The organism is Rosenbergiella epipactidis (genome assembly GCF_018494055.1).
GTDB lineage: Bacteria > Pseudomonadota > Gammaproteobacteria > Enterobacterales > Enterobacteriaceae > Rosenbergiella > Rosenbergiella epipactidis.
The window spans coordinates 53,782-66,396 of sequence record NZ_JABBFQ010000009.1 but is presented as its reverse complement, the minus strand read 5'-3'; the positions used below and the strand labels follow the sequence as shown (position 1 = coordinate 66,396).

The window sequence follows — 12,615 nt, the reverse complement described above, 5'->3', positions numbered from 1 at the left end:
AGTGGTTAAGCTCGCATTTCCTAGGGAGTTACGTTTGTTAACTCCCGCTCATTTCACTTTCGTCTTCCAGCAACCACAACGGGCTGGCATGCCGCAAATCACCATTCTCGGCCGCCAAAATTCGCTGGGGCATCCCCGCATCGGTCTCACTGTCGCCAAAAAACATGTCAAACGTGCACATGAACGTAACCGAATTAAACGCTTAACTCGGGAAAGTTTTCGTCTGCGTCAACATGAATTGCCCGCGATGGATTTTGTGATCGTAGCAAAAAAAGGGATCGCGGAGCTGGATAATCAGTCATTTACGGAAGTGTTGGAGAAATTATGGCGTCGTCATTGTCGCCTAGCACGCGGCTCCTGATTGCTTTAATACGTGTTTATCAACGGTTAATAAGTCCGCTCCTTGGGCCACATTGCCGTTTTACTCCCAGTTGTTCTCATTACGGCATTGAAGCATTACGGCGTTTTGGCGTAGCAAAGGGGAGTTGGTTAACGATTAAACGCGTATTAAAATGCCATCCTTTACATCCGGGTGGTGAAGACCCTGTGCCGCCGAAAAACACTGAAACCAGAGAAAACTAACGATGGATTCGCAACGCAATCTTTTTTTCATCGCTTTTCTGTTCGTCTCCTTTATGGTCTGGCAAACATGGCATACGGATCACAATCCGCAGCCTCAAGCACAGCAGACTACACAGAATACGAACACGCCTGCGGGTGATGCCGCAAATCAGGCTAACACTAGTGGACAAGGTAAAACGATTACCGTTACCACCGATGTATTATCTCTACAGATTAATACTCGTGGTGGGGACATTGAACAAGCCAAACTGCTGGCGTACCCTGATAAGTTAGGCTCCACAACTCCGTTCCAATTACTTGAAACTGCTCCTGACTTTGTTTATCAAGCCCAAAGTGGATTGATTGGACAAAACGCACCGGATAGTAATGCGACACGTCCTCTGTTCAACGCGACGCAAGATAGCTATACGTTAGCGGACGGTCAGTCTGAACTGCGTGTACCGATGACTTGGACAGCAGCCGATGGCGTTGTCTATACCAAGACATTTGTATTCAAGCGTGGCGGATATGCGGTGAATGTTGATTATAACGTGAATAACGTGACTCAACAGCCTCTGTCGTTAGCAATGTTTGGGCAATTAAAGCAAACCATCACTCTGCCTAAAGCACGTGATACCGGTAGCAGTAACTTCGCTTTACATACTTTCCGTGGTGCAGCATATTCCACAAATGATGAGAAGTATGAAAAATATAAGTTCGATACAATTGCTGAAGATAAGAACCTGAACACCACCACCAGCAATGGTTGGGTGGCAATGTTACAGCAATACTTCGCTACTGCATGGATCCCTCATACTGCCGGGAATAATACTTTCTACACCACGAAGTTAAGCGATAACTTAGCCGCTGTGGGGTACAAATCAACTCCTGTTACCGTTGCGGCGGGTCAGCAACAAGACTTAAAAGCAACGCTGTGGGTAGGTCCTGAAATTCAAGACCAAATGGCTGCTGCCGCACCACACTTAGACTTGACCGTTGATTACGGCTGGTTATGGTTTATCTCTCAACCGCTATTTAAGCTGCTGAAATTCCTGCATAGCTTTATTGGCAACTGGGGCTTCTCCATTATCGTCATTACGTTCATCGTTCGCGGTATCATGTATCCATTGACGAAAGCACAGTACACGTCAATGGCTAAGATGCGTATGCTGCAGCCTAAAATCCAAGCGATGCGTGAGCGTCACGGTGAAGATAAGCAACGTGTTAGCCAAGAAATGATGGCGCTGTATAAAGCAGAGAAAGTTAACCCGCTGGGTGGATGTCTTCCTCTGTTAATCCAGATGCCAATCTTCTTAGCACTTTACTATATGCTGATGGGATCGATTGAATTACGTCATGCTCCTTTTGCATTATGGATTCACGACTTAAGTGCACAGGACCCGTACTATATTCTGCCAATCTTAATGGGTGTGACGATGTTCTTCATTCAGAAGATGTCTCCAACAACCGTTACGGATCCAATGCAGCAGAAGATTATGACATTTATGCCTGTCATCTTTACCGTCTTCTTCTTATGGTTCCCATCAGGTCTGGTGCTGTACTACATCGTCAGCAACCTCGTGACGATCCTGCAACAACAGCTGATTTATCGTGGATTAGAAAAGCGTGGATTACATAGCCGTAAGAAAAAAGGCTAATCCCGTAATACGCTAAATCGCGTTATACTTAGGCGGTCATTATGACCGCCTTTTTTTATGCTAGAGAGAATAACATGAGCCACAACGATACGATCGTCGCCCAAGCAACCCCTCCCGGCCGTGGCGGTGTTGGGATATTGAGAATATCAGGCCCAGCAGCCGCCGACGTTGCTCAGGCTTTATTAGGGAAATTGCCTAAACCTCGCACCGCAGAGTACCTTGCATTCAACGATGCCGACGGGGCCGTGCTCGATCAAGGCATCGCTCTATGGTTTCCAAATCCACACTCCTTTACGGGCGAGGATGTACTGGAACTTCAAGGCCATGGCGGACCGGTTATTCTCGACCTATTGCTTAAACGTATCTTGGCAACCAATACCGTACGTATTGCTAAACCGGGGGAGTTCTCAGAGCGCGCATTCCTTAACGATAAGCTCGACTTAGCGCAAGCCGAGGCTATTGCTGACTTGATCGATGCCAGTTCAGAGCAAGCCGCCCGCTCCGCCGTGAATTCTTTACAAGGCGCGTTTTCCGCGCGCGTTAACCACCTTGTGGAAGCACTCACTCATCTTCGTATTTATGTTGAAGCAGCGATTGATTTTCCTGATGAAGAGATCGATTTTCTCTCTGACGGTAAAATAGAGGCACAGCTCAACACCGTGATGAGTGACTTAAATGCGGTCCGCCAAGAGGCTCGCCAAGGCAGTTTATTACGCGAAGGTATGAAGGTCGTTATTGCCGGTCGTCCGAATGCGGGTAAATCAAGTTTACTCAATGCCCTTGCCGGTAGAGAGGCCGCTATCGTTACCGATATCGCGGGAACCACCCGTGACGTCTTACGCGAACATATCCACATCGATGGGATGCCATTACACATTATTGATACCGCGGGGTTACGCGAGGCGAGTGATGAAGTCGAGCGTATTGGTATCGAGCGGGCCTGGCAGGAGATAGACCAAGCTGACTGCGTCTTATTTATGGTGGATAGCACGACTACTGAAGCCACCGATGCGGCTGCGATCTGGCCTGATTTTATCGCTCGCCTGCCTACGTCTATCCCCGTGATTGTCGTCAGAAATAAAGCGGATATTACCGGAGAGACCGCTGGACTTTCTGAAGAGAACGGTAACCTTCTTATTCGCCTTTCCGCTCGCGAAGGGTCAGGGATTGATGCCTTACGCGATCATCTGAAACAAAGCATGGGCTTTGCTGGAAATACTGAAGGGGGCTTTATTGCAAGACGCCGACACCTTGAGGCTTTAGAGTTAGCAGGTACTCACCTACAACAAGGAAAAGCACAACTCGTGGATGCGCGTGCAGGGGAGCTCTTAGCAGAAGAACTGCGAGTGGCGCAAAGTGCGTTAAGCGAGATTACCGGTGAATTTACATCCGATGATCTACTTGGCAGGATTTTTTCCAGTTTCTGTATCGGTAAATAGTCATAAATGGGCACAGTGATGCTGTGCCCACCCTATCAATGTGTCTTCGTCTCTTGGCTAACACCCATCAATACGCCCGCGTTCAGTAATCCACCGACTGATTGCGCAAGGTCTGCAGGGATAGCAACGACTTTACTATTATCGCTTGCGGCCAAGGTCGATAATGATGTGACATAGTTATTGGCTAATTGGAAGGTCATCGCTTTCTCGCCACCTGTTTCCGCTAGGGCTTGTGAAAGCTGTGACGTTGCTTTACGTTGCCCTTCCGCTAAGGTTTCCAGCGCCTCGGCTTCTCTTCTCGACGACTCTAATTTCGCTTCCGCTTCTAAGATCATCGCTTGCTTCTTACCTTCAGCTTCACGGATAGCGGCATTTTTATTACCTTCAGCGCGAGTTTCAGTTGCTTTACGTTCACGTTCTGCCGCCGCTTGCTGCTCCATCGACTTACGCATTGACTCAGAAGGGGTAATATCTTGAATATCGACAGCCTTAAGGATTAGCCCCCAGTCGCTCATCTGCTCTTCCATATTCGCGCGCAACGTAACCGCTAATTGGTCACGATTAGATAAGGTGTCATCAAGATTCATCCCCCCTACCGCATTACGTATAGTCGTCATCACTAAATTCTGCACGGCTGCACTGTAGCTATCGACACCATAAGCCGCCTTTGCCGGATCGGCGATACGGATAAAACAAATAGCGTTTACTCCTACGGTGGCATTGTCGCGAGTAATCCCTTCAATACCCTTTACTTCGAACATCTGGTCTTTTGCTGACATCCGGTAGGCTACCGCATCAATAAAGGGGATAAGGATATTCAGGCCAGGATTCAACGTCGTATGATATTTCCCTAGACGCTCGACAATCCATTGGTCAGCTTGAGGCACTATTCGTACACATTTTAAAAAGGTCACTATAACCAGTACAACAAGTAGAATAGCGACGATAATTCCCGGGGTGATGATCATTTGATTCCCTCTTTTAATGATGAACTGGCTTGTACTTCGACGATATCGTTTTCAGTTATTGCAATGGCAGTCACACGGGTTTGCCTTGCTAGCGAATGATCACTACAACACATCCACTCCTGCTTACCTTGAATTGGACGGCTAAGGAGTAAGGTACCGACTTTTCCCGGTTCGAGGGCCTCAGCCAGGATACCTTCACTACCCACTATTGCGCTTTCAATATGTACGATAGGTTTGCTTCTGATCCATTTCACCCAGATAAAGGCACAAACCAGTGAAGAGAGTGCCCAAATTAAGAGTTGCATGACCACGGAAAGATGAGGAAAAAAGTAGGAGGCAATTGCTGGAACCAATGCAGCAATTGCCATCCACAGTCCAAAGAAGGTCACGGTACAAAATTCGATTATCGCAAAAATTGCGGCAACACCGAGCCATATCCAATAGAAGCCCATCGACAATTCCTTATAAATGATGATTCTTCGAATCATACCTTTTATTCAGATAGACAGGCCAACATCCATACAAACTTTACATTCAATCGCGTTAAGTTTGTGGGGTTAGATCAATGATGCGATCGGCAGTGGCGATCGTCGACGGGCGATGCGCAATAAAGATCCTTGTTATATTTAATGATCGAATTGCAGCATTTACCGCAGATTCGTTCTCTAGATCCAAATGACTGGTCGCTTCATCTAAAAAGAGGATGGCAGGTCTGCGATAGAGTGCACGAGCAATCAGTAGACGTTGTTTTTGCCCCCCCGATAGGCTGCCACCGAGCTCACTGACCAAGGTTTCATAGCCCATCGGCATGCTAATAATTTCCTCATGCAAATTGGCTAGGTTCGCACATTCAATGATACGTTCACGATCATTGTCTTCGCCGAATCCCATAATATTTTCAGCGATAGATCCCGCAAATAATTTATCCTCTTGAAGTACACAAGCAATCACGTCTCGAAAGTTATTTAGCCCCACTTGAGTAATATCGAGTCCATTAAAACGAATAGTGCCACTGTCCGGTGTCAGTAAGCCGCACATTAACTTCATCAACGTGGTCTTCCCTACTCCAGACGGCCCAACAATGGCAACGCTTTCTCCGCGCTCAATATTGAAGGAACAATGCGAAAGGACCGGTAGCGTTAATTTATCGTATTGATAACTGATATTTTCCACATCAAATCTCGCCGCCTCGTTGTGCTGACATAACCGTTTTGCACTCAGTTGAGATTCCGGCTCTTGGTAAACAATATCCGCCACCCTTTCGTTATGCAGGCTGAGCATCCTGAGCTCGAGTACCATATCGACAATGGCCGATGCACGTTCAGAGAATTGTCCGCGGTAAGCATTAAACGCAACAAACATCCCTAAGGTCATGTGGCCATCGATAACCATCGATGCACCTAGCCAAAGTATCAGTACTTGATCCAACGTACTGATAAGCGAGTTAACTCCCCCAAAGAGCATATCTAAACGCGTCATACGAATCACGGCATTGGTCGTTTCGATATTGAGGTTAAGCCAATAGCGTGACCGCGTTTTATTTAATCCTAAGACCTTCAGTGTGGCGATGCCATACAAGGTTTCCATAAAATGCGAACTGGCACGCGCATCTTTGACGATCTGCTCTTCTTGGGCCTGTCGATAGCGGTGATAGGTCGCTAAACGTAAGATGACATAAAGGAGAGTGAAGGCCAATACGACGAAATATAACCATCCGCCATACATAAACATCATTATCGAAACACTAATCACCATTAGGAGATCAATAGTGCCCGAGATAATGCTCGACGTCAGCGTTTCACGTATGGTGGCGAGCGATCCAAACCGAGATTGAATATCGCCCAGTTTACGTTTTTCAAAGTAACTCAATGGCAAACGTAATAAATGATCCATCAGGCCGGTTTTCCATTGCACATCGATGAGCGACTGCATCACTAACGACGTCCAACTTCGTAGCATACTGATAAAAGTGCGGAATAAGATAAAGCTTACTAAGCCTAGACAGATCAGCGTCAAAAGATCTCGGTCTCTCGCGATAATCACGTGGTCCATCACCAACTGGGTTCCAATTGGGATCGCTATATTTACGGCTTCCACTAAGATCGTTAATGCAAAGATTTTAGCGAGCACACCAGGTAGACCTGAAATATTCTTCAGTAAGCTCAAAAAACTGATGCGCGAACGTGCTTTGATAGGTTTAAATTCACTATCAGGCCAGAGCTCTAACGCAATCCCGGTAAAATGCTGCGACATCTCCTGTAAGCTCACCACTCGCCGCCCAAATGCCGGGTCGTGAATCGTAAATTTATTCCTACCCGCTTTCACCAGTACCACAAAATGGCTCATATCCCAATGCAGTAGACAAGGCCGTCTAAGCTGCCTGATTTCGTCTAAATCCAGAGATAATGCCCGTGTTTGTAGATTTAACTGACTGCCTATATGCACCAGTGTTGCTAAGGTCGCCCCCTGTGTAGAGAGGCCAAACTTTTGACGTAAATTGAGTAAATCAATATTCATCCCAAAATAACGACAAACCATAACGATACAGGCAAGCCCACATTCAGCAGCCTCGGTCTGAAGAACTTGCGGCACTTTTCTAAAAAAACTGAACTGGAGCTGCTGACATACTCGACTAAAAAGGTGACGGACCTCATCCATTAACCGGCCCTCCTAGACTACGTTTGATATCGTAATAAGGTGAAAGAATCCATTGATAAAGCGGACGCTTCTCAAGAAATAACGTCACTTCTGCCGACATACCATTACCTATAGGTAGACTTCGATCATCGAAATGAAGGACTTGATCACTCAATGCAACAACCGTCTTGTAGTAGGCTTCCTTCGGCTGTTGCGCAGTCACTGGAGAGCTGCCTTTATAGCTCAGCATTTCACTTTCGGTCGCTGGGACACGTGATAAAGAGATAATTTCACCCGAAAACTGACCAAATTTTTCGTAAGGATAAGCATCGTAGCGAATATTCACTTTATCGCCGGGGCGCACAAACGGCACACTGTGGTTCGGTAACCACAACATCAATTGATAATGCTGTTTCTCGCCCGGTAAAATTTGCACTAAGCTATCACCCAAGCTGAACATTTGTCCCTCTGTGAAGGCTAAGTTTTCAATCTTCCCCGTTACAGGCGAAGTGATAATTAACTGATCGTTCGCGTCTACCTCTGCGAGCATCCGATTGAACTCACTGAGTTTAAGTTCATATTCCGAGATACGATTATCAAAATCTGCCGACGTGCTGTTTATTTCACTTTCTAGATTAATAATCTGCAAATTTTCTTGGATTAGCTGACTATTCATATTTTGCCAAGACGACTGTTGCTGATAAAAGAGATAGCGTTGATTATAAGATTGTTCTTTACTGATTAAGCCTCTCTTCAAATATTCATCATAGTTCTTCATGCTCTCCTTCATTTCATTAAGTCCATGTAAGGAGTTTCCAACAAGTTGCTTAGTGTTGTCATAAGATTGCTTATACTCAATCAGTTGTTGAGTTAATTTTTCGATATTATTTTTTTTATTTTCGTTTAATTTTTTAATTATATCTTTTGTAAGCGAAATCTGTTGATGAATACTTAGCTTAGAATTTTCACTTAAATTCCCGGATTGTGTATCTCGGCTAATATCCAGTGCGTAAATCGGGACACCTTTTTTTACGGTTTCGCCAATCTCGACATAACTCTTAGCAATGATACCTTGCTGTGGTGCCAGGATAGTGACTGTTTGTTGTTGTGAAAAAATTTCACCTCTGACATTAACTCGTCTAGTGTATTCGCCTTTGATTAATGCGACGAAAGTAATTGTGATAAAAGTGATAGTACAGGTGACCACTACCCAGAGCGGTATTCCTTTTAACAGCAATGCTTTACCAAGCCAATGATAGCGCTGGTGATAAAGTGCTTCCTTTCTGAATAGCTCATTATCTTTCATATAATTTTTTGATGTAGTGCCGAATGGCGATAGGGTGTATCATAAAAAAAGCAAAGAGATTTTTTAAAATCCCTTTGCTTTCTAATTAAATTACATTACTTTCTGAAAACAAGTTTGAAAAAGGATGTTACTGTACCAATTGCAGAGTCAATAACCAAACCCGCATTTTTTGCCATGTTGCCAGCATTCGCTTTAGCATTTTTCCAGCCAACTAATTGAGCGACGCTACCAAAGACAGTTCCTACGGTTCCGAAGGCGTTAGCGAATGCACCTGCTCCAGAAACACTTTCCATTTGTACGCTATTTAATTCTTTCACAAGACCTTCCTTAATAAGATTAATTTCTAATTATTTATCAACAATAGATTATTGATTATGTTGACAGCGGTAAGGTTAACGAGTGTTACTATGGCTTACAATGATATATTTTCACAAGAAAGGTAAAAATCCGTTTATTGGGAAAATAAATACTAGGGAATATATCGCTAGCCTCATTTTATTTTCCTTGAGGTTAAGAAACAATTGCGTTTGTCGAGTTTAAAAAAAAACCAGTATCAGTTATTAACCGATACTGGTTCCAATATTTAGGATTTTTTTAATTGATATTATTGGTTAGGAATTGATCTAACTTATCACCATCAAGATGGCGGACGTCTTGACCTTTGACAAAGTAGAAGATTATCTCACAAATATTTTGGCAGCGGTCACCTATGCGTTCAATCGAACGAGCGCAAAATAGCGCAGTTAAGACACTGGGTATCGTTCGGGGATCTTCCATCATGTAGGTCATTAACTGACGGATGATCCCTTCGTACTCTTGGTCTAACTTCTTATCCGCACGGTAAATCTCAATCGCCGCCTCTAGGTCCATCCGGGCGAATGCATCCAGTACCTCATGCAGCATTTCAACAGAGTGCTGCCCAAAGGACTCAAGACTAATCAATAGCGGTTGATGTTGTTGGCTAAATTTCTCCAATGCTGTACGACTAATTTTTTCTGCTACATCACCAATACGTTCAAGTTCAGATATCGTTTTAGTAATAGCCATCACTAACCGTAAATCACTGGCTGTAGGCTGTCTTTTCGCAATGATTTTGACACAATGTTCATCGATCTCCACTTCCATACGATTCACTTTTTGGTCATCGGCAATGACTCTGCGCGCTAACTCGCTATCCATATTGTGTAATGCGGTAATCGCATCCGTTAGCTGCTGTTCGACCAACCCACCCATAATCATAACTTGAGTACGGATATGCTCAAGTTCGGCATTGAATTGGGCCGAAATATGCTTATTAAGATTTAAAGTATCCATATCACTCTCCACACACTGAAATAGATTAATTAAGGTTTATGCTCTCTGTATCAGCCATAGCGCCCAGTAATGTAATCTTCAGTTTGTTTTTTAGCCGGTGTCGTAAACAGCGTGTCTGTATCACTAAACTCAACCAACTCACCCAAATACATAAAGGCAGTATGGTCAGAGCAACGTGCTGCTTGCTGCATGTTATGCGTGACAATCACCAAGGTGTAATCTTGTTTTAACTCAGTGATCAGTTCTTCAATCCTACCGGTTGAGATAGGATCCAATGCCGAACAAGGCTCATCAAGTAGCAGGATTTCAGGCCGAATGGCAATGCCTCTGGCAATACACAGACGTTGTTGCTGGCCGCCCGAGAGACTGTAACCGCTCTGGTGGAGTTTATCTTTAGTCTCTGTCCATAACGCGGCTTTAGTTAATGCCCACTGCACACGTTCGTCCATCTCGGCACGAGAAAGCTTCTCAAATAAACGTACGCCGAATGCGATGTTATCGTAAATCGACATAGGAAAGGGTGTCGGTTTCTGGAAAACCATACCGATTTTCGCTCGCAATAACGCAATATCTTGTGATGATTGTAAGATATTTTCGCCATCCAGTAAGATTTCCCCCTCTGCTCGCTGCTCGGGATAAAGCTGGAACATTTTGTTGAAGGTTCTTAAAAGCGTCGATTTGCCACATCCTGATGGACCGATAAAGGAGGTCACCTTATTACGAGCAATTTCTAAATTAATATTTTTCAGTGCATGAAATTTTCCGTAGTAAAAGTTTAAATCACGCACTTCTATTTTACTTGCGGCTGGGTTTACTTTCGCCATCGTCATCATTATCTCTCTTTCTCTTATCACTTACGCTTGACGAAAATCATGCGCGCTAAAATATTGAGGACGAGTACACATAAGGTAATCACCAATACCCCCGCCCAAGCCAAGCTTTGCCACTGTGCAAAAGGACTCATGGCAAATTTAAAAATAGTCACCGGTAAGTTCGCCAATGGCTGGCTCATATCGGTACTCCAGAACTGATTCGATAGTGCGGTGAAAAGCAGCGGAGCTGTTTCCCCAGCAATACGAGCTATCGCCAGTAATACACCGGTCATAATCCCGGAAAGTGAAGCTTTTAAGGTGATGGAAAGAATCATCCGCCACTTTGGTGTACCTAATGCGTAAGCGGCTTCACGTAAACTATCGGGCACCAGTTTGATCATATTTTCTGTCGTACGAATCACGATCGGGATTTGTAATAGCGCTAATGCAAAGACACCTGCCCAACCGGAGAAGTGCTGCATACGACTCACCACAAGGGTGTAAACGAATAATCCGATCACTATCGATGGAGCCGAGAGTAAAATATCGTTAATAAAGCGAATGACTTCCGCCAACCAACTCTTACGACCGTATTCCGCAAGATAAATACCCGCGAGGATCCCTAAAGGTGTCCCTAACACCGTTGACCACAGAATGAGTAGACCACTCCCCGCCAAGGCGTTCGCTAAGCCTCCCCCATCGGTGTTTGGCGGCGGTGTATCTTGGGTAAATAGATCCCAGGATAAGCCATCAATACCTTTACTGACGGTGGTCCATAAAATCCATAGCAACCAGAACAAGCCAAATGCCATGGTTAAGAGTGATAAGGTTAAGGCAATATAGTTTTTTACCCGGCGTCTTGTCTGACACTTAGTACGCTCGGTGATTTCTTGAGCGGTATAACTTGGTAAGTAATCACTCATCCGCGTGCCCCTTCTTTTTTAGCAAGACGCATAACCATAAGACGCGAGATCGCTAATACAATAAAGGTAATAACGAAAAGAATTAAGCCAAGCTCCATTAAGGCTGAAATATGTAAGCCCGATCCTGCTTCGGCAAATTCGTTCGCTAAAGCTGAGGTAATACTATTGCCTGGCATGTAGAGCGAGGCACTATCGAGCTGATAGGTGTTACCAATAATAAAGGTAACGGCCATTGTCTCACCCAATGCGCGGCCAAGGCCTAACATCACGCCACCGATAACTCCATTTTTGGTGAAAGGTAACACGATGCGCCAAATGACTTCCCAAGTTGTACAGCCGATGCCATAAGCGGACTCTTTCATCATGACCGGCGTCTGTTCAAATACGTCACGCATCACGGAAGCAATGTAAGGAATGATCATTACGGCCAAAATAATTCCTGCGGCCAATATCCCAATACCAAATGCCGGACCGGAGAATAAACTCCCCAAAATCGGTACACTGGATAATAAGTCGCCAACCGGTGTTTGAAAATATTCGGCAAATAGCGGTGCAAATACAAATAACCCCCACATCCCATAGACAATACTGGGTATTGCCGCTAAGAGCTCAATGGCTGTACCAAGTGGACGTCTTAACCAAGCTGGTGAGAGTTCAGTCAGAAATAATGCAATCCCAAAACTGACCGGAACCGCAATCAGCAATGCTATCGCTGAAGTGACCAATGTGCCGTAGATAGGCACCAGTGCGCCGAATTGTTCGTTCGGTGCATCCCATGTTTTGGTCCCTAAGAACGAGAAACCAAACTGATGGATACTCGGCCATGATGAAATCATCAGGGAAACAATTATGCCACCTAGCATAAGGAGGACAATTAAGGCGACGACTTTTACCAAAAGGCTGAAGATCACATCGCCGTATTTGCTGGGTGCCTTAAAGGACGACCGATGTTGTACCATAACATTCTCGAGTAGATAGATGACAGGGCAGCAAGCTG

The 12,615-nt window shown here is 44.9% G+C and carries 13 protein-coding genes; 4 read left to right on the top strand and 9 right to left on the bottom strand.

The window, feature by feature from the left end; genetic code table 11:
• Position 1: 1 nt before the first annotated feature.
• From rnpA to mnmE, 4 genes are all read left to right on the top strand, one after another.
• On the top strand, positions 2-361 hold the full coding sequence (gene rnpA, locus HGT71_RS13280; protein WP_092677275.1) for a ribonuclease P protein component: 360 nt from the start codon (positions 2-4) through the stop codon (positions 359-361).
• On the top strand, positions 325-582 hold the full coding sequence (yidD, locus tag HGT71_RS13275; RefSeq protein ID WP_099823171.1) for a membrane protein insertion efficiency factor YidD: 258 nt from the start codon (positions 325-327) through the stop codon (positions 580-582). The genes rnpA and yidD overlap by 37 nt, the downstream gene beginning before the upstream one ends.
• 2 nt (positions 583-584) lie before the next feature.
• Positions 585-2,219 carry a membrane protein insertase YidC gene (gene yidC, locus HGT71_RS13270; RefSeq protein ID WP_099823169.1) on the top strand — a complete coding sequence of 545 codons (1,635 nt, stop codon included), beginning with the start codon at positions 585-587 and terminating at the stop codon, positions 2,217-2,219.
• A 74-nt stretch (positions 2,220-2,293) separates the two neighbouring features.
• Positions 2,294-3,658: a tRNA uridine-5-carboxymethylaminomethyl(34) synthesis GTPase MnmE gene (mnmE, locus tag HGT71_RS13265; protein WP_214218203.1), complete on the top strand. Its 1,365-nt coding sequence runs from the start codon at positions 2,294-2,296 to the stop codon at positions 3,656-3,658.
• Between the two features lie 35 nt (positions 3,659-3,693).
• Here mnmE and HGT71_RS13260 read toward each other — a convergent pair whose 3' ends face one another.
• The 9 genes from HGT71_RS13260 to pstC all read right to left on the bottom strand — a co-directional run bounded on the left by HGT71_RS13260 (position 3,694) and on the right by pstC (position 12,577).
• Positions 3,694-4,626 carry an SPFH domain-containing protein gene (locus HGT71_RS13260; protein WP_210395099.1) on the bottom strand — a complete coding sequence of 311 codons (933 nt, stop codon included), beginning with the start codon at positions 4,624-4,626 and terminating at the stop codon, positions 3,694-3,696.
• Positions 4,623-5,078, bottom strand: coding sequence for an NfeD family protein (locus HGT71_RS13255; RefSeq protein WP_214218202.1), 456 nt, complete (start codon positions 5,076-5,078; stop codon positions 4,623-4,625). Before HGT71_RS13255 ends, HGT71_RS13260 begins: the two co-directional genes overlap by 4 nt.
• A gap of 91 nt (positions 5,079-5,169) precedes the next feature.
• Positions 5,170-7,284 (bottom strand): peptidase domain-containing ABC transporter, encoded by a 2,115-nt coding sequence (locus HGT71_RS13250; protein WP_214218201.1) that lies wholly within the window; start codon positions 7,282-7,284, stop codon positions 5,170-5,172.
• A complete protein-coding gene (locus HGT71_RS13245; protein WP_214218200.1) occupies positions 7,277-8,569 on the bottom strand; it encodes an HlyD family secretion protein in 1,293 nt (430 codons plus the stop codon). Before HGT71_RS13245 ends, HGT71_RS13250 begins: the two co-directional genes overlap by 8 nt.
• Positions 8,570-8,664: 95 nt before the next feature.
• The gene (locus HGT71_RS13240) at positions 8,665-8,886 is read right to left on the bottom strand and encodes a hypothetical protein (RefSeq protein ID WP_214218199.1); all 222 of its coding nucleotides are present in this window, start codon (positions 8,884-8,886) and stop codon (positions 8,665-8,667) included.
• 277 nt (positions 8,887-9,163) lie between these two features.
• Entirely contained in the window at positions 9,164-9,883 is a 720-nt protein-coding gene (gene phoU, locus HGT71_RS13235; protein WP_214218198.1) for a phosphate signaling complex protein PhoU, read from the bottom strand.
• Between the two features lie 50 nt (positions 9,884-9,933).
• Positions 9,934-10,707: a phosphate ABC transporter ATP-binding protein PstB gene (pstB, locus tag HGT71_RS13230; RefSeq protein ID WP_214218273.1), complete on the bottom strand. Its 774-nt coding sequence runs from the start codon at positions 10,705-10,707 to the stop codon at positions 9,934-9,936.
• Between the two features lie 26 nt (positions 10,708-10,733).
• Positions 10,734-11,618 carry a phosphate ABC transporter permease PstA gene (gene pstA / locus HGT71_RS13225; protein WP_214218197.1) on the bottom strand — a complete coding sequence of 295 codons (885 nt, stop codon included), beginning with the start codon at positions 11,616-11,618 and terminating at the stop codon, positions 10,734-10,736.
• Complete coding sequence (pstC, locus tag HGT71_RS13220) at positions 11,615-12,577, bottom strand: phosphate ABC transporter permease PstC (protein WP_214218196.1); 963 nt, start codon at positions 12,575-12,577, stop codon at positions 11,615-11,617. The genes pstA and pstC overlap by 4 nt, the downstream gene beginning before the upstream one ends.
• Positions 12,578-12,615: the final 38 nt, after the last annotated feature.

Excerpts from the sequence above, each read along its gene's own strand:
- yidD (WP_099823171.1), top strand. The coding sequence starts at position 325 with ATGGCGTCGTCATTGTCGCCTAGCACGCGGCTCCTGATTGCTTTAATA.
- yidC (WP_099823169.1), top strand. The coding sequence starts at position 585 with ATGGATTCGCAACGCAATCTTTTTTTCATCGCTTTTCTGTTCGTCTCC.
- mnmE (WP_214218203.1), top strand. The coding sequence starts at position 2,294 with ATGAGCCACAACGATACGATCGTCGCCCAAGCAACCCCTCCCGGCCGT.
- HGT71_RS13260 (WP_210395099.1), bottom strand. The coding sequence starts at position 4,626 with ATGATCATCACCCCGGGAATTATCGTCGCTATTCTACTTGTTGTACTG.
- HGT71_RS13255 (WP_214218202.1), bottom strand. The coding sequence starts at position 5,078 with ATGGGCTTCTATTGGATATGGCTCGGTGTTGCCGCAATTTTTGCGATA.
- HGT71_RS13250 (WP_214218201.1), bottom strand. The coding sequence starts at position 7,284 with ATGGATGAGGTCCGTCACCTTTTTAGTCGAGTATGTCAGCAGCTCCAG.
- HGT71_RS13245 (WP_214218200.1), bottom strand. The coding sequence starts at position 8,569 with ATGAAAGATAATGAGCTATTCAGAAAGGAAGCACTTTATCACCAGCGC.
- phoU (WP_214218198.1), bottom strand. The coding sequence starts at position 9,883 with ATGGATACTTTAAATCTTAATAAGCATATTTCGGCCCAATTCAATGCC.
- pstB (WP_214218273.1), bottom strand. The coding sequence starts at position 10,707 with ATGGCGAAAGTAAACCCAGCCGCAAGTAAAATAGAAGTGCGTGATTTA.
- pstA (WP_214218197.1), bottom strand. The coding sequence starts at position 11,618 with ATGAGTGATTACTTACCAAGTTATACCGCTCAAGAAATCACCGAGCGT.
- pstC (WP_214218196.1), bottom strand. The coding sequence starts at position 12,577 with ATGGTACAACATCGGTCGTCCTTTAAGGCACCCAGCAAATACGGCGAT.